The organism is Paraburkholderia sp. BL27I4N3, assembly GCF_003386115.1.
In the GTDB taxonomy this organism is placed as follows: Bacteria; Pseudomonadota; Gammaproteobacteria; order Burkholderiales; family Burkholderiaceae; genus Paraburkholderia.
In genome coordinates, this window is the sequence record NZ_QREJ01000001.1 from 4086515 (window position 1) to 4104862 (window position 18348).

The following is an 18348-nucleotide window of genomic DNA, read 5'->3' on the forward strand; positions in this document are numbered from 1 at the left end:
GCGGCTAAGCAGATAGAAATGGCATAGGCCTTGCAGTTAGTTCCCCCAAGTAATGACCAAACTACGGGGGAGCAGACCATGAATCGCAAATTCAAGCTGACGGCGATCGCCATGTGCGTCACGTCGACGATCGTCCTGACGGGATGCGGAAGCACGTTGAACAGGCCGGGCGTAGGGAGCGGATCGGGCGGCGGCACGCCGACGCCTACACCGACCCCTACACCCACACCTACGCCCACGCCGACTCCCACCCCAACGCCGACACCAACGCCCACGCCCACGCCCACTCCGACGCCCACCAGCGCCAACCCCGTCGGCGTCGTCGTGCAAAACACCGGCAACGCCGTCACCGCTGTCGGGCAGACCGTCTCCGCCGTCGGCAGCCAGATCGGCCTCACGCCGATACCGGGCGCGAATCCGGCGACCACCACGGCGCTCGGCAATGTCGTATCGAATCTCGGCAATGGCGTGACCGCGGTCGGCACGGGCGTGGCGAACGGCTTGGGCCAGTTGGGCAATTCCACCGATCCGCTCGGCACGACGCTCGCCAGCAGCGGCAACCTGGTCTACGACGCGGGCCAGTCCGTCAACAGCGCTGGCCAACTCGTGACGAGTCTCGGCAGCGGCCCCACTGCGCCGCTCAGTCCGTTGACCACGCCGCTCGGCAGTGCGGTCTCGACGGTCGGCAACGCCGTCAGCGGCCTAGGTACGCAACTCGGCTCGCAGTTGACGAACGGCCCGATCCAGCAAGTCACGCAGACGGTCGGCACCGCGATCACGCCGATTACGAGCACGCTCGCGCAAACGACCCAAACCGTCGGCGACACGACCGGTCTCGGCGCACCGCTGAACGGTCTGCTCGCGACGGTCGGCCATGGCCTCGACAGCGCCGGCGGCAAACTCAGCGGGGCGACCGGCAATCCGATTGGTGAGAATCTCGGCAACGTCGTCACCAAGCTCGGCGACACGGTCACATCCGCGGGCGGCCTGCTGACGGCGGGCGGCACCGGCAGCGGCAATCCGCTCGGCGGCATCACAGGCATTCTGAATCCGGGCAGCGGCGGCGGCACGGGTTCGCCGCTCGCACCGTTGACCAGCATCCTCACCGCGCTGCCCGGCACCTTGAGCGGCGGCCTGACGGGCGGCAGCGGCGTCGGCGGCCCGCTCGCGCCGTTGACCAATGTGGTCAGCGCCTTGACCGGCGGTCTCGGCGGAGCGGGTTCGGGCAGTCCGCTTGGGCCGCTCACCGGCGTCGTGAGTTCGGTCACGGGCGCATTGGGCGGCGCGACGGGCAGCAGCGGCAATCCGCTCGCACCCGTGACCTCGGTCGTGTCGACGCTGACCGGCGCGCTGGGCTCGGCCACGGGATCGGGTAGCAGCGGCGGAAGCAGCAACCCGCTCGCACCGATCACCGGCCTGTTGACCACCGTCACCGGCACCTTGGGCGGCGCGGGAGCGTCCGCCGGCGGCACGACCGGCGGCGGCTTGCTCGGCGGCCTAGGCGGCATCGCTTCAAAGAAGTGACAAACAAGAATAACGACTGCACATAACGACGCGATAAAAACAGGCGTCGCAGGGGGCGGCGAGCCGGGCAACCGGCTCGCTGTTTTTTTATCGACGCGTCCGTCTGCGCGAGTCACACGTCAACGATGCAGCGCCGAAGCGCCGCGCCCGCTTCATGCGCGCGTCACAGTTCGTGATACGTATCGTAGTGACGCGAGAACTCGTTACCACGCAGAAAATTGGTGAACGTCATCGTCACCGACGCGTCGAGTCCTTCCACGTAATGCCACCAGCCGATCGGCAAAAACAGCAACTCGCCGGGTGCAAGCGTGCATTCGATCAACTGCGCTTGCCGCATTGACGGGAAGCTGTCGTAGTCGATCGCCGCACCGTCCACCTGCGAATAGCAATGCAGATGGTTCGCCATATATGGCGTGTCCGACAGCGGCACGAGTTTGATCTGTTTGCGGCCAATCACCTGAGCCATGAAGTTGTTCGTCAAGTCGTGATGAAACGGCGTCTTTGTGCCGGCCGGCCCCATCCAGAAGAAACCCGTGTCGGGCGATGCAGCGTCGAGATATTCGTCGATTGGCGGCACGTCGGACCATAACGCCGCGAGCGCCGCGCGGTTGTGCGAGGTGTTATTGGCGGTCATGTAGAAATCGTTAGTCGGCCCGCTCTGTTCGACGAGGTCGACATAGTCGGCAAAGCGCATCATGCGCCTGAGCCTGGGCTGATTGATTTCGTAGTTCGCGTCCGATTCGCGGCCGAACTGCACCTCCACTTCACGATCGCCGCACCGCTCGCGAAAGTAGTCCCAATTCCATCGCGAACGTGCAGGCCAGACATCGAATGCGCCGGTAATGATCACCGGCCGGTTCTGAAAGTAGTACTGCTCAAAGAACGCATCGCGCGATAACCGTTCGCGCCGTTCGACCACACCGCTCGCCGCGCGCATGCGACTGAGTTCGCCGTACACCGACAAAATCCACTCGCGCTTACGCAAACGATTGCGCAGACGCGTTGCACCGTGAAAATAAGGACTTGCGAGCGCCGCGTCGATTTCCCGCGTGGCATCGGCCGCGTCGAAACCGTGGCCGACCAGCGCGCCATGCAAGGCAGATGACGGTGCGTCGAGCATCAAATTCTCGGCAATCCAGCGGCGCCACGCGTCGTCGAACGAACGGGTCACGGCAGTCACGGCGGTCTCTCCCGACAAAGCGGATCCGCAAAAGAAAAAAGGCACGCGGACCTTGCGGCGCGCGTGCCTTTTAAACCCTGCAACTGAAGACAGACAACACGCTGCCTTCGATCACGGGTTTTTACATCTTCACTACGTCGAGCAGCGTCTTCTTGCCGGACTTGTAGTTGTACAGCGAGATCACGCCGTGCTGAAGGTCGCCCTTCGAGTCGAACGTGGTTTCGCCGATCACACCCTTGTAATCCGTGCTCGGCATGGCTGCCAGGATCTTCGCCGGATCGGTCGAGTTGGCACGCTTCATTGCGTCGACGATGATGTACACAGCGTCATACGTGAACGGAGCGTAGATCTGGATCGGCTGACCGAAACGCTTCTGATACTTGGCGAGGAACGCCGAACCGCCAGCCATCTTCTCGAGCGCCATACCGGCTTCCGAGCAGACGATGTTGTCGGTTGCGTCGCCGGCCAGGTCCGACAGCTTGTCGGTACACACGCCGTCGCCTGCCAGCACCTTCGCGCGCAGGCCGAGCTGCTTGGCTTGCTTGGCGAACGGGCCGCCGGTGGCGTCCATGCCGCCGTACATGATCGCGTCCGGGTTTTCGCCCTTGATCTTCGTCAGAATCGCGCGGAAGTCGACAGCCTTGTCGTTCGTCGCATCATGCGACATCACGTTCAGGCCCAGCGACTTGGCGGTCTTTTCGAATTCGTTTGCCAGACCCTGGCCGTAAGCGGTCGAGTCGTCGACGATCGCGACGCTCTTCACTTTCAGACCCTTCGCTGCGTAGTTAGCCAGTGCCGGACCTTGTTGCGCATCGGTCGCGACGACGCGGTACGTCGTCTTGAAACCTTGTTGCGTGTAGGCCGGGTTCGTTGCCGACGGCGAGATCTGCACGATACCTGCATCGCTATAGATCTTCGAAGCCGGAATCGACGTGCCCGAATTCAAGTGGCCAACCACTGCCACGACCTTGTCGTCGACCAGTTTCTGGGCGACTTGAGTTGCCGTGCGCGGGTCAGCTGCATCGTCTTGCGCATCGAGTTGCAGCGTGATTTTCTGGCCACCGATCGTCAGGCCCTTGGCGTTGATTTCTTCAACTGCCAGGCGCGCGCCGTTTTCGTTGTCTTTACCCAGGTGAGCGATACCGCCAGTCAGCGGTGCAACGTGACCGATCTTGACGACCGTGTCGGCTGCAGCCGAAGTTGCCAACGTCGCGAACAGCATCGCCGCAGCGCTGATCGGCAACAGCTTTTGAATCTTGATGTTCATGTAAGTCTCCAGTTTCGGTCCCAAAAACAACGTAATCGCCCTGTGCCCCCGCTTCCCCAACACGTGTCGCTCAGTCCCGTGGACGACCACGCCGGTTGCATCGTTCATGCACTTGGCCAGCACGCTTACCGGACTGTTTGTGGCAGGCGGCAAACCGTACTTGCGCGCAAGTGTAGGCCATCAAATTAATTTGTGGGGCTTTTTTGAGGAAGTGGGATGAACACTAATAGCGTTTATCCAACAGGCGCCGATTCCGGCTGGAGAGAGTGACTGGAAAGCACCAGCCCATGCGGGTTTCCGCCAGGTGAGGCTTTCGTCTAACTGCACGGCCTAAAGCTTTTAGCGTGTTAAACCGTTAATCACCCGAATAGGCTTCGTGCTTGAAAAGGAGGCACGTCCGGACGCTGTCCGGATCGTGTCGAATCAGCGTTTGAACGCAGCGACGCGCGCGGTCGCCGCGCGCCATTCGTCTTCGAGTTGGCTCATCAGTTCGGCGGCGCCGATATCTTCGCGGCGGGCGCGGCCCAAAGGCGCGCCCTGGCCCGACCATAGGGAGAGATAGTCGCCGTTTTCCGCGCGGCTCGCGGTTTGCCGCAACTCCTGCGTCAACGCGTTCTGCACCGGATACGGCGCGATCTTTTCAGCCGCTTCGCTCAAACGCTGCATCAACGGATTGCGTATCCCGCGCGCATGGCGGCCGGTGATCGCGCGCGTGACCGAAGTCGACGTGTCGGACGTGGCGCGCACGCGGGTTTTCCATATCTGCGGAATCGCGCTTTCGTGACAGGTGAGAAACGCCGTGCCCATCACCGCGGCTTGCGCGCCGAGCGCGAGCGCGGCGACGATACCGCGTCCGTCCATGATGCCGCCGGCGGCGAGCACCGGCAGTCCGGTCGCGTCGACGAGTTGCGGCACGAGCGCCAGCGTGCCGACCAACGCATCTTCGAATGCGCCGATGAAGGTGCCGCGATGCGCGCCCGCCTCCGCCCCTTGCGCGACAATGGCATCGGCGCCCGCGTCGCGCCAGGCCACAGCTTCGGCGGCATGCGTCGCGGTGCCTATTACATATAGACCGTTGTCGTGCAGACGGGCGACATCGTCGGCCGGGAGCAGGCCGAATGTGAAGCTCGCCAGCGGCACGCGCAATTCGATCAGCATGTCCAGTTGCGCGCGAAAATCCGGCGCGTAGCGTGCGAGCGGAGCGCCCGGCGGCAAACCGAGATCGTGTCGCACGGGATCGATGGCTTCGAGCGCGGTATGCACGGTCGCGTCGTCCGGCGCAGCCGGTTCGAGCACGAACAGATTCACGCCGAACGGACGATCCGTCAGCGCGCGGATCGCCGCGACTTCGCTCGCGATCTTCTCGGGCGAGAGCGCCGCGCCCGCCAGAAAGCCGAGACCGCCGGCGTTCGATACCGCGGCGACCAGCGCCGGCGTCGTCGCGCCACCCGCCATCGGCGCCAGCACCACCGGCACGCGCAACCCGAACCGCTCGGCAAACGGCGTCACAAAACTGCCTTCACTCATGATGGACTCCTTTCCCGTCAATGCGCTGGCCGCACGAGCGAGCCAACACGCTTCAATGTACCGAGCCGGCTCACGCGGGGAAAATGAATAATCGAGAACGTTTCAATCGCCTTACGAGATTTCCGCCTCACGGGGCCGCGCTGCGCGGCGTTTCTTTTGGTGGCAAACTGACCGCCCCGCTTCAGGCGTTCAGGCCTGTGGCCTTCACTCGGACCGACCTCGCGCAGCCGCGCGCGAGTCAATGGAGAGCAACATGAGCACCACTTCCCGATGGATCGACATTCCCGCCGGCAACGACAGTTTCGGCGGCTACCTGGCGTTGCCCAAAGGCGGCAAGGGACCGGCCGTCATCATCATTCAGGAAATCTTCGGCGTGAACAGCCATATCCGTTCGGTCGCGGATCAGTACGCGCAAGACGGCTACGTGGCCCTTGCACCGGACGTGTTCTGGCGCGTGCAACCGCGCGTGGAATTGACGTACGACGGCGCCGATCGCGAGAAAGGCATCGAGCTAATGCAGAAGCTCAAGGTCGACGAAGCAGTGGCCGATATCGGCGCAGCCGCCGCCGCACTGCGCGCGATGCCGGAAGTGACCGGCAAGGTCGCGGCGATCGGCTTCTGCTTCGGCGGCCGGCTCGCGTATCTGGCCGCGGCGCAAGGCACGCTCGACGGCGCGGTCGCCTACTACGGCGGCGGCATCCAGAACCAGCTCGACGAAGCCGCGAAGATCAAGGTGCCCATGCAGTTCCACTACGGCGAACTCGACGCGCATATCCCGGTGTCGGCTGTCGGTGAGATTCAGGAGCGCTTTGCCGGCCGCACCGACGCCGAATTCCACATCTATTCGAACGCCGATCACGGCTTCAACTGTTCGGACCGCGCATCGTATAACCAGCGCGCTGCTGCATTGGCGCATGGCCGCACGCTCACGTTCCTCGGCGAACGTCTGTAAAGCGCGGTTCTGGCGGCGTGCTTGTGTGCGCCGCCAGTCGCGTCGATTGATTGCGCGCACCCAGTGCGCTTTTTTCTGGGTGCTTTGCATTGGCGCAAGTAACTCGCGCGCGTAACTCAGTTACTCTCTCGAAGACGGCATTTCAGTGGCACGCCGTCTTTCCCTGTACGGCGACTAATCCGGGCGACGGCAATTCGCCGCGCGCTTCATCGTGCGCATGGACCGCCGGCCCATTCAATACTCGATAGCGAGGGCTCCTTCGTCGTGCATTCAGACTATCTCGCCCATGACGCCACCGGCCTCGCCGAACTGGTACGCAAGCGTGAAGCAAGCGCGCGCGAGTTGCTCGACATCGCGATTTCACGCACGGAAGCCGTCAACCCTGCGATCAATGCGATTGTCCTGAAGGACTACGATGCAGCCCGTCAACGCGCTTCGCGCGACGACGCGAGCCGGGCGAACGGCGCAACCAACGCCGACGGCGTCAGCGTGCAAACCGCGCTGGCCGGCGTGCCCTATCTGATCAAGGACCTCGGCGCGCCGGTCGCCGGTCTGCGCATGGCCATGGGCAGCCGCCACTACCGTCATTTCATTCCCACCGAAGACGCGCCCGTGGTCGCGCTGGCGAAAGCGGCCGGCCTCAACATCTTCGCCAAGACCAGCACGTCCGAACTCGGCCAGATGCCTTATACGGAGCCCGAACTGTTCGGTGCATGCCGCAATCCGTGGAATCTCGACCATACGCCTGGCGGCTCGAGCGGCGGCGCAGCGGCGGCGGTTGCCGCGGGTATCGTGCCGCTCGCGCATGCGTCGGACGGCGGCGGGTCGATCCGCATTCCCGCGTCGTGCTGCGGACTTTTCGGGCTCAAACCATCGCGCGGACGCGTGCCGCGTACGACTGCGGTGGTGGCAGCCGGTGAACTCGGCGTCGATCATGCGGTGTCGCGCAGCGTGCGCGACAGTGCGTTGCTGCTCGATCTGCTTGGCGGCAATGTCGACCGGCCGCTCGGCGCGCCGGGCACGTTTCTGAGCGCGAGCCGCGAGACGTGCAAGCCGCTGAATATTGCGTACGTCACTGAGCCGATGCTGGCGCCCTCGCTTTCCGCCGACGCGCGCGCCGCGCTCGACGATGCCGCGCAACTCGCCAGTTCGCTCGGCCATAACATCGAACCGGTATCGCTCGGCATTGACTTCGCGGCGGTTCGTCATGCGTTCCTCACGCTCTGGTCCGTCACGGCAGAAGACCTGGTGTTGAACGCCGAGCGCATCAGCGGCCGCAAACCGCTGCGCGCCGAGTTCGAAATTTCGACGTGGACGATGGCGCATGTGGGCCGCAAACTCGGCGAACGCGGCCTGCCTGCTGCGCTTGAAGAACAGCGTCGCATCACCGAACGGCTCACCGATCTGCTGAATCGCTACGACGTGATTCTGTGCGCCACGCTCGCCGCGCCGCCGATCAAGATCGGCGAGATGCAGCCCACTTCGGCGGAGCGGATGCAGATGCGCGCCGTCACCACCATGCCGCTCGAAGCACTGTTGAAGAAAGTGCTGTCGGAAGCCTCGAACAAGGCGTTTACGTGGGCCGGTTGTACTGAACTGTTCAACCTGAGCGGCCAGCCTGCCATGTCGGTGCCGCTCTACTGGAATGCGCGCGGGCTGCCGATCGGCGTGCAGTTTGCCGCACGCGTCGGCGGTGATGCGACGCTTCTGCGTCTGGCCGCGCAACTCGAAATGGCACGACCGTGGTTCGACAAACGGCCGCCGTTGATACAGGCGCGCAACTAGGCGAAGCAACTGGCGGCGGCGAAAGAATGTGTCGTAACGAAGTGACTCAGAGAACCGGGCACCGACGTCGGCGCCTGACTTAAACGGCGCCGCCGTTCAGGCCGGCTTGCGATGCGCGTCGAGATCCGCGTGGCGCTTGCCTGGAATGCAGGCCACCGCGACGATCGACAGCGCCAGTCCGCCCATCACGTAGTAAGTCGGCGCGAGCGGCGAGCCGGTGGCGTCGATCAGCCACGTCACGACAAACGGCCCGAAGCCGCCGAACACCATCACCGCGATGTTGTAGGCGAGCGATAAGCCAGTCGAGCGCACGTTCGCCGGAAACAACTCCGCGATCAGCGCGCCGAACGGTCCGTAGTAGCCGGACAGCGTGATCGACAGCAGCGCCTGCACGAGAATCAGTTTCGACACGCTCGGCTCCGCCGCGAGCCACGCAAACAGCGGATAGATGATCACGAGCGTAATCACCAGCGACCACAGCGACAGCCCCTTGCGTCCGATCCTGTCAGACCATGCGCCGGCCAATGGCGACAGCACCGTCAACAGCAGATTGCCGACGATCACCGCATAAAAGGATTGCGCGTAGGGCAACTTGAGTTGATTGACCGCGAAGGTGGGCAGATAGCTGATCAGCACGTATATCGTCACCGTGAGTGCGATGACCGAGCCGAGTCCGCAGAGCACGTCGCGGGTGTGAGTCTTGAAGACTTCGCCAAGCGTCGCGCGCCGCGCGGTTTTTTGCGCGAGCAGAAACGCTTCCGAATCCGCGAGATGCCGGCGGATGTAGATGCCGATCGGCCCGATGATCAAACCCAGAACGAACGGCACGCGCCAGCCCCAGGATTTCAACGCCTCGGGCGACAGTCCGCGTGTGATCAAGGCGCCCACCAGCGCGCCGAGCAGCAGCGCCGCCGCCTGGCTTGCCATCTGCCAACTGCCGTAAAAGCCGCGCTTGGAAAACGGCGCCGCTTCGATCAGCAACGCCGTCGAACTGCCGAATTCACCGCCGGCGGAAAAGCCTTGCAGCGAACGTCCGATTACGATCATCAACGGCGCGCCGATGCCGATCGCCGAATACGGCGGTGCGATCGCCAGCACCAGAATGCCGAGCGTCATCAGGGCGATGACGAGCGACAACGCCGCTTTGCGTCCCGCGCGATCCGCATAGAGTCCGAGTAGGATGCCGCCGATCGGCCGCATGACGAAGGCGACGCCGAACGTCGCGGTGGCGAGGAGCAACGACGAATAGTCGCTGCCGGCCGGGAAGAACAACTGGGCGATCACCACCGTCAGAAAACCGAACACGGTGAAGTCGTACCACTCGAGTGCATTGCCGATCACAGCCGCGACGACGGCTCGCGTATGAAGGCTCCTTGACGCTGGTCTCATTCGGATCTCCAGCCTGCCAAAAGTATCCTGTGGTGCGTCGTTTTAGTGCAATGCCGTGTTAGCGCGAGCGAGAAAAAGAGCGCGAGCCGTAGAGGTCGAATTGGAGTGTAAAGAGCGCATGTGCGGTTTTCAAGCAGCAAAAAGACGTCTGCCGCGCGAGGTGGCAGACGTCTGAATGATGGGACCTCGAATGCGCGCTGCGATGTTGCGGCGCATTTCGCGCAACACGAAGTGCGCGTGCGGCTGATGGGTAATCAGGCCTTCTTGTTATATGCGCTGCACCAACCCTTGCTCGCGACCTGCTTGCCGGCGAACATCGGGCAGCCGGCATAGGCGTCGGTCGGCTTGCCCTGATAGAAGCTGCAGTTGCCGCAGTCCTGACCTGCTGCGTATTTGGCGAACTTCGCCTTGTCCACTTTCGCGGCGTCTTCCTTGTAGCCGAGTGCTTGCGCGGTCGGATCGGTTTCGGAAACTTTCGGTGCGTCGGCGAACGCCTGGCGCGACAGCGCGAAGCTTGATGCCACACCAATGCTGGTGATCAAGAATGTACGACGGGAAGGTTTCATGGGGACTCACTCCATTTATATTGAACTCATCGCCGTTCTGGTGACAGCGGTCCCCAAGGATAGCAATGAAGCCGTCGCGCGTGACGGTCCAAATGATAGAGATAAGCGAATTGGTACGACCGCGCGGCTGAATGTCGCGCGGAATGCGAATCGATCGCAGACGAAGTGAGCGCTCGCGGTGATGCCGTCGCTGCGAATCACGCGCGTCCGCTCAACTCGCACACTCGCTGCGCGATGGCGAGCGATGCGGTCAATCCTGGAGACTCGATACCGAACAGATTGACGAGTCCACGCACACCGTGCGCAGCCGGACCTTGAATCACGAAGTCGGCAGCGGGTTCGCCGGGACCGGAGAGCTTCGGACGAATCCCCGCATACGCGGGCTGCAATGCATCGTCGGGAAGCGCGGGCCAGTAGGCGCGAATCGCCGCATAAAACGATTCCGCGCGACGCGGGTCGACGTCGTAGTTGATCGCATCGACCCATTCGACATCGGGACCGAAACGCGCCTGGCCGCCGAGGTCGATGGTCAGATGCACGCCGAGTCCGGCCTCGTTCGGCATCGGATAAATCAGGCGGCTGAACGGCGCGCGCCCCGAGATGCTGAAGTAGTTGCCGCGTGCGAGGTAGAGCGGCGGCACATGCCGCGCGTCGAGTCCGCGGATTCTGCGCGCCAGTGCGTTCGCCTGCAAACCGGCGCTGTTGATCACGCACGCTGCGCTGATCGTGGTCGGTGCGCCACCGCCCACGTTGATGATGAAGCGGCCGTTGCTCGCTTCGATCGCTTTGACCGGCGCGTGAAACGCACACACTGCGCCGTCGCGTTCGGCGTCACCCTGCAGCGCCAGCATGAACTGATGACTATCGACGATACCCGTCTGCGGCGAGAACACCGCTTCGACACATTCGAGCGCGGGTTCGAGCGCTTGCGCCTGGTCGCCGGTGATTCGCATGAGGTCGAGCACACCGTTGTCGCGGCCTTTGGCCATGATGCTTTCGAGCTGAGGAATCTGATTGCGTGAAGTGGCCACCAGCAATTTGCCACAGCGTGAATGCGGCACGTTGCGCTCGACGCAGTAGTCGTAGAGCATCTCGCGGCCGCGCACGCAAAGCGCGGCTTTGAGCGAACCACGCGGATAGTAGATGCCCGCGTGAATCACTTCGCTGTTGCGCGAGCTGGTGCCCACGCCGATGGCTTCGGCGGCTTCCAGCACGATGACGTCGCGGCCCCTCGCCGCCAGTGCGCGCGCCACCGCGAGCCCGATCACGCCGGCGCCGATCACTACACATTCGATTTGGTCCATGTCCCTTGACGCGGCCAACATCGCCGCGCGCTACCTCGTTCACCCGATCAAGATGAAGACAAGGTGCGGCTTTCGCGTGCCTTACACCGCTCGCTGCCGAACGCACCTGTCCATTCGCCACCGCTACGCAAAATTGTACGACGCCTTACAGACACAAATGCCCGCAGTCGGTAATGGCTGCGGGCATGCGGTCTTGTGCGGATTTCAAACGTAGTGGCCGGACTCAATCAGTGTACGCCGTCGGGGGTCGCGGCGCTCGCTTCTTCGTATGTGGGACGAATGGGAGGCACTGCCGGGTTGCATCTTATTAATAGCAATAATTGCCGCGACATTCATTGTGCTTCGAGCACAGATTCCTGCCTTTGGCCACAAAAAAGCCGCCCAAAGGCGGCTTGCTACGAAAAAGTGGCAAAAATGCTCAAAAACCGATGGGTTTTCGCCGGTTTCCGTGGTCGAGGCGAATGTCGCCCGCTTCGACATGGTTCCGTCCATCGATCCGCGCCGCGCCGAAGCCGTTAAGAATCGCGCGGCGCATTTCACGCGGCGACGCCCGCATCAGCGCGTCGAGGGCGTCGTCGCCCAGCACCTCGGGAAAGCGCAGGCCCCAGTTGTGCGCGCTGCGGATCTCGTCGTAGATCGCCTGAGCGATACGGCGTGCGCCGTCGCGATCCGGCGGCGGGATCTCATACACGTTCATCCGGTTCAGGATCGGCTCGGGAATCGAGCGTTCGTCGTTCGCCGTCGCGATCCAGATCACATGCCCGGCGTTGATCGGAATCTCGGCGAACTCGTCGATGAAGGTCTGCGCCGTGTCGTGCTCCAGCAGCGCATACAACGCACCGAGCGGATCGTATTGCGAATCGCCGGTGGCCTTGTCGATTTCGTCGACGGCGATCACCGGGTTCGCGTAACTGCCGTTCACGAGCGCATCGAACACCTTGCCCGGCTTCGCGTTCTTCCATTGGGAGGAAGCGCCCGACAGAATCCAGCCCGCCGTCAGCGAACTCATCGCTACGTATTGATACGAGGTGCCGAGCAGGCGCGCCAACTGCTTGGCGAAGTGCGTCTTGCCGATTCCGGGGTCGCCGAGCAGGAGGATCGGCATCAGTTCGAGCCGGTCTTCGGTCTCGAGACATAAGGCGACCTGCTTGCGAATGTCGTCGAGTGGCGCGGAAAAGTTGGGCAGCGCGTCGATCAGATCGTCGATCGACGGCATGCGGTTCGGCTTCACGCAAAAGCGCAGATTGCCGGTCTTCAGCATCTTTTCGTAGGTTGCGCGCAGTGCCTCGTTCGCGCCTTCACCGAGATCGTTCAGCGCGGTCTCGACCTGATCGAGGTCGTACACCCTGCTGAAAGACGCCACGGCGATTTCTTGTTTGACCATTGCTGTTGTCATCGCTCACCCCGTCTGGCTGGTCTTGCTGCTGCGGCTCCTTGTATGGCGCCGTTTCAAGTCCAGTGTAACGACGACATATTCGCGTGCAAGCCAGCAGTCTCGCGACTCTGCTGCTAACAGCGGGTTGTTTTTGGTGATTGCCGGCCTTACCTGAAATGGATTGTTGCTGAACCCGGCCCCGTTTGACGTGTCAGAAAGGCGTTACGTCCATCAGGGGTAAGATGGCCTTCTGATTACTCGGCCGGATCTCGTGACCGGAGAATGCTTCTATGTGGAAAACCAGTATCGTGGCCGTGTTGCTCGGCACTTCGTTGCTTGCGAATGCACAACAAAGCGCACCGCAAAGCACACCACAACGGCCGGCGCAGCAGGTCGTGCAATGGCAGTTGCAGGTCATGCGCGACGGCCAGCAAATCGACGCGTTCGACGGCACCACCACCGTCGGCCAGGCGCGCACGGACACGCATCACAAGATGGTGCAGCATAACGTCGGCTGCAAGGATCAGCCCGCCGGCAGTATCGATCTGGCACGCACGCTGACCGTCTCGCCACTGCAGGCGGATGCGAGCGGCGTCACCATGTCGATCGACGCACAGGAAACATTCGAGGAAAACGCCGCGCGGCAAACCGACACCGGCTGCAAGCTGCCGCCGCAACCGCGCCAGGTCAGCGCGAGCCATCCGGGTCTGAGGGTGGCGCCGGGGCAATGGGCCACCTGGACCATCGTCGACAAAGACCCGAACCTGGTCTACCGCGTGCGTGCAAGTCTCGCGGACAGCGCAACCTCGGCAAACTGATCGAACTGATGCAAAGCACACGCAAGCGAACACGCAAACAGCACGCGGCTAACCGACGCCCCCAACCAGAACACGTGGACAACGCGGCATGCGAAACCCCGAAGAATTGATCCGCGAGAGCGTAGCGCCCAAAGATTTCGTTGCGGTGAGCTGGAACCTGCATAAAGGCCGCACACCGCTCGGCTTTCAGGCATGGCAAGCCATGCAACGCTGGGTGCAATCGACCCACGCGGACGCCTATTTTTTACAGGAAGCGATGGCGCGGCGCATGCCGTCGCCGGTATTGGCGAGCAGTTTCGGCTCGCCGCTCGCCGATCCTTTGAGCGATGTCTGGCATTGTCAGGCCACGGAAATCGCGCGCGCGCTCGAACTCGAAATCGCGCTCGGACCAAACGTTTTCAAACCGTCGTGGCGGCATGGCAATGCGATTTTGTCGCCGCATCCGCTTGATCTCGGCGGACGTTGGGACATCTCCGCGCATCGCTTCGAAAAGCGCGGTCTGCTGGTGGCGCGCGCGACTTTCGGCGGTCACTCGGTCACGCTGCTGTGCGCGCATCTTGCGCTTACACGCTCAGCCCGCTTGCGTCAGATGAACTGGATCGCGCACTGGATCGCGAAGGAAGCGCCCGAAGGTCCGCTCGTGCTCGCCGGCGACTTCAACGACTGGCGCAACGATTCCGTGCCGCTCTTCGGCGAACACGGTTTGCAGGAAGTCGCCACGCTGCTCGGCGAGTCGGGCCGTACTTTTCCGGCTTTCTCGCCCGCACTCGCGCTCGACAAAATGTTCGTGCGTGGCATGAAGCCGATCGAATGGATCCAGCCGACGCAGGAGACCGCGTGGCTCTCGGATCACTTACCGTATATGGCGCGCTTGCGAGTCGAATAGAAGCGAACCTGAACGCACGCGCCGCACGTTAGTCCTTGTGCGGCGTCCATTTTACAGTCGCGGCGATCTGCTCGCCCGGCTGCAATACGCAGCCGCCCACGTGCTCAGGCGGGCCGACCGCGTTGAAGCAGTCCGTGGTATTCGTCACGGGTTCCACGCACAGTTGCGGGTCGTCGGCGGGCGCGAATATCACCATGTGATCGAACGGGGCGTCGGCGGTCATTGTTAATCGACGGTGTTCGTCGGGCCACGCGATGGTCGCCTCGCGCGACCAGTTCGCGAAGTTGTTGTCGAGATCGAACGCGTCCGGCGACATGCCTTTGCGCAACGCTTCCACAGCGGGATGCGCCCCGAGACGCGTCGGCAACACGTCGGCGTCGGCGTGCCACATGGCTTTCACCTCAGCGTACACGCGAGTCTGCGCGGTGCGCGGATAGTACGGGTGATGTCCCATGCCGAACGGCATCGGCTGATCGGCGAGGTTTTGCGCGGCAAGCGTGATGCGCAACGCGCCGCCGCTCAGCCCGATTCGCTGCCGCGCGCGATAGCGAAACGGCCACTCGCCGGGTATGCGCGCATCCGGTTCGTGTTCGAAGTGCAGTTCCACCGAGCTTTCGGTACGCGCCCCCACCTGCCACGGATGCCGCCACGCGTTGCCATGCAGCGCGTGGGCGAAACGCGTGTCGTTGCCGGCGAGATCGATCGTGCGGCCGTCGAATTCGAAACGCGCGTCGCGAATCCGGTTGCAGTAGGGAAAAAGCGGAAAGCTCGCCATGCGCAGCGGATCGCGCTCAGCGAACGCCGCTGCCGAGGCCGGCCGCAACCAGTGCAATGGACCGTCGGGCGTCGTTTCGTAGAAGGCCGCCAGCGCGCCGCCCACTTCGGGCGCGATCACGACACGCAGCGCGCCGGCCGAAAGCGTGACGACCGTGGGCACCACTGCGGGATCGTCGAGCCACATGAGTCCGGTCGCCGACGGCCGGATCGAATGCAAGGAAACGTCGCGCATGGTCAGAAAAGGCAGTGCCTCGAGCGGATGGCGGCATGAACGCGCATTGGCGTCTCCTGGAACGTGCCTCGCACAGCGCGCGGCCGGCGGACTGTCACAATCCGCGCGACCGAGAATCGCACGCCAAAGCACAATCGTCAATTTATTAGTAATAAACTTGTCGAATGAGCGTCCAGCAGAGAGCAATGCGAGCCTCCCAAATGACGGGTTACCGCGCGTTGCCGCGCGCATATTATTAGTGGTACCGTCAGGCACCAGGATGCCCACGGCATGCCCCAGCTTTAGCGCCGCTGCAGCGCGGCCCGCACAATGAAAAAATCGACTCAACGCCGTCCGACCATGACCGACATCGCCAAGCTCACCGGCGTGTCGCAATCGACTGTCTCGCTGGTGCTGAACAACGCGACCGGCGCGAAGTTCTCGGAGACTACCCGCAACAAGGTCCTGAAGGCCGCGCACGATCTCGGCTACCGGCTCTCGCTGCGCGAGCCGGTATCGGCCTCCGCCGATGAACGCAATCTGATCGTCTATCTCGCCGACGAAATTTCCACCAGTCCGCATCCGGTCGTGAATATCGACGGCGCGCGCGATGCAGCGTACGCAAGCGGCAAGATGCTGGCGGTCTATTCCACGCACGGCAACGCCGACATCGAGAAGCAGGTGCTCGACACCACGCTGTCCAATCCGCATGTGTTCGGCGTGATCTACGCGACCGTCTACACGCGCAAGGTGACGCCGCCGGCGGCGCTGTCGCAGGTGCCGACCGTGCTGCTGAACTGCTATACGGGCGAAGGCGGGTTCTCGTCGGTGGTGCCCGCCGAAGTGGCCGGCGGCCATCTGGCGACCGACTATCTGCTGCAGTCCGGCCATCGGCGCATTGGCTATATCAACGGCGAGCCCTGGCAGGACGCGTCGAAGGATCGCCTCAAAGGCTACCGCACCGCGCTTGCGACCGCCGATCTGCCCTACGCGCCGGAAATGGTGCGCGACGGCGACTGGAGTTCGGGCCTCGGCTTCGAACTGACGCTTTCGCTGATGCGCGAGCCCAATCCGCCGACCGCGATTTTCTGCGCCAACGACCTCACCGCCATCGGCGCGATCGAAGCGTTGAAGCAACTCGGCATGCGCGTGCCCGAAGACGTCTCGGTGCTCGGTTACGACGACCAGGAAATCGCCCGCCACACGCATCCACCGCTCTCGACCGTGGTGCTGCCGAACTACGAACTGGGACGCTGGGCCGTCGAGACTTTGCTGCAGGAAGAACACAATCGTGCGGCCGGCGCGCCGGTTCGGCATCGCATGGTGAAACTGGACGGGCCGCTGGTCGAACGCGGTTCGGTCAGGGTAATTACCGAGGCGAAAAAGCCAATAATTAATATTATTAGTGATTGACCGATAATAATTCTGGATGAAATAATCGGCACGTCCGGCGGCACAGATCAACGTCGACCGGCCGGAGAAATTAAAAAGCAAATAACACCTACCTCACCAGGTACTGGAGGAAGACATGGCGTCGCTCAACACGCAGTCGCGCGGATACGCGCGCAAGCAGCAGATTCGTCCGCTGGCGGGTTCGCTGCTGGCCCTGGCAATCGGTTTCGGCATCGCCACCGCGCACGCCGACGACGCGCTGCCGAAGTTGCCCAGCAAGACTCCGCTGAAGGTCGGCTTCGCGCAGACCGAAAGCAACAATCCATGGCGGCTGGCGGAAACCAAGAGCTTCAAGGACATTGCCGCCAAGTGCGGCTGGCAGTTGGTCATGACCGACGCCAACAGTTCGAACTCCAAGCAGGTGTCGGACATCCAGAACATGATCGCGCAGCACGTCGATCTGCTGGTGTTCCCGCCGCGCGAAGAAAAGCCGCTTGCGCCGGTCGTGCTGCAAGCCAAAAAGGCCGGCATTCCGGTGATCCTGGTCGACCGTAATGTCGATCAATCGGTCGCCAAGGCGGGCCGCGACTACATCACTTTCATCGGCTCGGACTTCATCGATCAGGGCCATCGCGCTGCTGACTGGCTCGTCAAGGCGACGGGCGGCAAGGCGAAGATCATCGAACTCGAAGGCACCACCGGCGCGTCCGCCGCGAACGATCGCAAGAAGGGCTTCGACGAAATCATCGCGAAGAACCCGGGCATGACGATCATCGCGTCGCAAAGCGGCGACTTCGCGCGCGACAAGGGTCGCCAGGTCATGGAAACGCTGTTGCAGGCGCATCCGGACGTGACCGCCGTCTACGCGCACAACGACGAAATGGCGCTCGGCGCGATCGCTGCGATCAAGGCCGCCGGCAAGCAGCCGGGCAAGGACATACAGATCGTCACGATCGACGGCACCAAGGGCGGCATGGACGCGATCGCGGCCGGCGAACTCGGCGCGAGCGTGCAGTCGAGCCCGTTCTTCGGCCCGCTCGCGTGCGACGTCGCGCAGCGTTACGCGAAGGGCGAAAAGATTCCGACGTGGGTTAAGGTCTCCGACAAGTTCTACGACAAGAGCAACGTGCAGCAGAACATGCAGGACGGCTATTGATCACGACGCGGAGTTGTACGCGCAGTTGCGAAGTTTGAGCGCCATGCTGTGACGGAGCGTCCACGCGCTCCGGCGGCGCCCCGAAGGAAGTCCCCCGTCCCGAAGCAAGTCCGTTAGATGCATCGGAATCGGGGGATTGCCTCGCAGGACGTCCCCGCCCCGAATCTGTCTCCTCGGGGGGCGGGCGACGGGAAGGGTTCGGAGCGACGCGTTCGTGGCAGCACGAACCGTCGCTTCGC

Annotated in this window: 15 protein-coding genes; 7 read left to right on the forward strand and 8 right to left on the reverse strand. The window is 63.0% G+C overall.

Annotated features, from left to right (window positions below):
* The first annotated feature begins 78 nt into the window (after window positions 1–78).
* On the forward strand, window positions 79–1524 hold the full coding sequence (locus tag B0G71_RS18490) for a collagen-like triple helix repeat-containing protein (RefSeq protein ID WP_116143264.1): 1446 nt from the start codon (window positions 79–81) through the stop codon (window positions 1522–1524).
* 163 nt (window positions 1525–1687) lie between these two features.
* Here the strand turns inward: B0G71_RS18490 and B0G71_RS18495 are convergent, their stop codons facing one another.
* From B0G71_RS18495 to B0G71_RS18505, 3 genes are all read right to left on the reverse strand, one after another.
* Entirely contained in the window at window positions 1688–2704 is a 1017-nt protein-coding gene (locus tag B0G71_RS18495; protein ID WP_181916788.1) for a cupin-like domain-containing protein, read from the reverse strand.
* A gap of 121 nt (window positions 2705–2825) precedes the next feature.
* Window positions 2826–3971: a branched-chain amino acid ABC transporter substrate-binding protein gene (locus B0G71_RS18500; RefSeq protein ID WP_116143266.1), complete on the reverse strand. Its 1146-nt coding sequence runs from the start codon at window positions 3969–3971 to the stop codon at window positions 2826–2828.
* 423 nt (window positions 3972–4394) lie between these two features.
* On the reverse strand, window positions 4395–5498 hold the full coding sequence (locus B0G71_RS18505; protein ID WP_116143268.1) for a nitronate monooxygenase family protein: 1104 nt from the start codon (window positions 5496–5498) through the stop codon (window positions 4395–4397).
* Between the two features lie 253 nt (window positions 5499–5751).
* On the opposite strand from B0G71_RS18505, the gene B0G71_RS18510 reads away from it, so the two are divergent.
* Together B0G71_RS18510 and B0G71_RS18515 are read left to right on the forward strand one after the other, a co-directional pair.
* Window positions 5752–6450, forward strand: coding sequence for a dienelactone hydrolase family protein (locus B0G71_RS18510; protein ID WP_116143270.1), 699 nt, complete (start codon window positions 5752–5754; stop codon window positions 6448–6450).
* A gap of 264 nt (window positions 6451–6714) precedes the next feature.
* Window positions 6715–8235 carry an amidase gene (locus tag B0G71_RS18515; protein ID WP_116143272.1) on the forward strand — a complete coding sequence of 507 codons (1521 nt, stop codon included), beginning with the start codon at window positions 6715–6717 and terminating at the stop codon, window positions 8233–8235.
* 96 nt (window positions 8236–8331) lie between these two features.
* On the opposite strand, the gene B0G71_RS18520 is transcribed toward B0G71_RS18515, so the two are convergent.
* The 4 genes from B0G71_RS18520 to B0G71_RS18535 form a co-directional block, all read right to left on the reverse strand.
* Window positions 8332–9624 carry an MFS transporter gene (locus tag B0G71_RS18520; RefSeq protein ID WP_116143274.1) on the reverse strand — a complete coding sequence of 431 codons (1293 nt, stop codon included), beginning with the start codon at window positions 9622–9624 and terminating at the stop codon, window positions 8332–8334.
* Window positions 9625–9878: 254 nt separating this feature from the next.
* Window positions 9879–10190, reverse strand: coding sequence for a high-potential iron-sulfur protein (locus tag B0G71_RS18525; RefSeq protein ID WP_116118703.1), 312 nt, complete (start codon window positions 10188–10190; stop codon window positions 9879–9881).
* Between the two features lie 197 nt (window positions 10191–10387).
* On the reverse strand, window positions 10388–11494 hold the full coding sequence (locus tag B0G71_RS18530) for an NAD(P)/FAD-dependent oxidoreductase (protein ID WP_106283896.1): 1107 nt from the start codon (window positions 11492–11494) through the stop codon (window positions 10388–10390).
* A gap of 418 nt (window positions 11495–11912) precedes the next feature.
* Window positions 11913–12890, reverse strand: a complete 978-nt coding sequence (locus B0G71_RS18535) for an AAA family ATPase (protein WP_116143276.1) — start codon at window positions 12888–12890, stop codon at window positions 11913–11915.
* 269 nt (window positions 12891–13159) lie between these two features.
* Here B0G71_RS18535 and B0G71_RS18540 point away from each other — a divergent pair, with 269 nt between their 5' ends.
* Both B0G71_RS18540 and B0G71_RS18545 read left to right on the forward strand, forming a co-directional pair.
* Window positions 13160–13687, forward strand: coding sequence for a hypothetical protein (locus B0G71_RS18540; RefSeq protein WP_116143278.1), 528 nt, complete (start codon window positions 13160–13162; stop codon window positions 13685–13687).
* 88 nt (window positions 13688–13775) lie between these two features.
* Window positions 13776–14573, forward strand: coding sequence for an endonuclease/exonuclease/phosphatase family protein (locus B0G71_RS18545; RefSeq protein ID WP_012431452.1), 798 nt, complete (start codon window positions 13776–13778; stop codon window positions 14571–14573).
* A 28-nt stretch (window positions 14574–14601) separates the two neighbouring features.
* On the opposite strand, the gene B0G71_RS18550 is transcribed toward B0G71_RS18545, so the two are convergent.
* Complete coding sequence (locus B0G71_RS18550) at window positions 14602–15582, reverse strand: aldose 1-epimerase (RefSeq protein ID WP_116143280.1); 981 nt, start codon at window positions 15580–15582, stop codon at window positions 14602–14604.
* A gap of 339 nt (window positions 15583–15921) precedes the next feature.
* Between B0G71_RS18550 and B0G71_RS18555 the strand changes: the two genes are divergently transcribed.
* Both B0G71_RS18555 and B0G71_RS18560 read left to right on the forward strand, forming a co-directional pair.
* Complete coding sequence (locus B0G71_RS18555) at window positions 15922–16974, forward strand: LacI family DNA-binding transcriptional regulator (protein ID WP_116143282.1); 1053 nt, start codon at window positions 15922–15924, stop codon at window positions 16972–16974.
* Between the two features lie 115 nt (window positions 16975–17089).
* Window positions 17090–18109 carry an ABC transporter substrate-binding protein gene (locus B0G71_RS18560; RefSeq protein ID WP_116143284.1) on the forward strand — a complete coding sequence of 340 codons (1020 nt, stop codon included), beginning with the start codon at window positions 17090–17092 and terminating at the stop codon, window positions 18107–18109.
* Window positions 18110–18348: the final 239 nt, after the last annotated feature.

What these genes read in the sequence shown, in the direction of transcription:
- B0G71_RS18490 (WP_116143264.1), top strand. Translation starts at nt 79, where the DNA reads ATGAATCGCAAATTCAAGCTGACGGCGATCGCCATGTGCGTCACGTCG.
- B0G71_RS18540 (WP_116143278.1), top strand. Translation starts at nt 13,160, where the DNA reads ATGTGGAAAACCAGTATCGTGGCCGTGTTGCTCGGCACTTCGTTGCTT.
- B0G71_RS18550 (WP_116143280.1), bottom strand. Translation starts at nt 15,582, where the DNA reads ATGCGCGACGTTTCCTTGCATTCGATCCGGCCGTCGGCGACCGGACTC.
- B0G71_RS18545 (WP_012431452.1), top strand. Translation starts at nt 13,776, where the DNA reads ATGCGAAACCCCGAAGAATTGATCCGCGAGAGCGTAGCGCCCAAAGAT.
- B0G71_RS18510 (WP_116143270.1), top strand. Translation starts at nt 5,752, where the DNA reads ATGAGCACCACTTCCCGATGGATCGACATTCCCGCCGGCAACGACAGT.
- B0G71_RS18530 (WP_106283896.1), bottom strand. Translation starts at nt 11,494, where the DNA reads ATGGACCAAATCGAATGTGTAGTGATCGGCGCCGGCGTGATCGGGCTC.
- B0G71_RS18535 (WP_116143276.1), bottom strand. Translation starts at nt 12,890, where the DNA reads ATGACAACAGCAATGGTCAAACAAGAAATCGCCGTGGCGTCTTTCAGC.
- B0G71_RS18500 (WP_116143266.1), bottom strand. Translation starts at nt 3,971, where the DNA reads ATGAACATCAAGATTCAAAAGCTGTTGCCGATCAGCGCTGCGGCGATG.
- B0G71_RS18555 (WP_116143282.1), top strand. Translation starts at nt 15,922, where the DNA reads ATGACCGACATCGCCAAGCTCACCGGCGTGTCGCAATCGACTGTCTCG.
- B0G71_RS18520 (WP_116143274.1), bottom strand. Translation starts at nt 9,624, where the DNA reads ATGAGACCAGCGTCAAGGAGCCTTCATACGCGAGCCGTCGTCGCGGCT.
- B0G71_RS18525 (WP_116118703.1), bottom strand. Translation starts at nt 10,190, where the DNA reads ATGAAACCTTCCCGTCGTACATTCTTGATCACCAGCATTGGTGTGGCA.
- B0G71_RS18560 (WP_116143284.1), top strand. Translation starts at nt 17,090, where the DNA reads ATGGCGTCGCTCAACACGCAGTCGCGCGGATACGCGCGCAAGCAGCAG.
- B0G71_RS18505 (WP_116143268.1), bottom strand. Translation starts at nt 5,498, where the DNA reads ATGAGTGAAGGCAGTTTTGTGACGCCGTTTGCCGAGCGGTTCGGGTTG.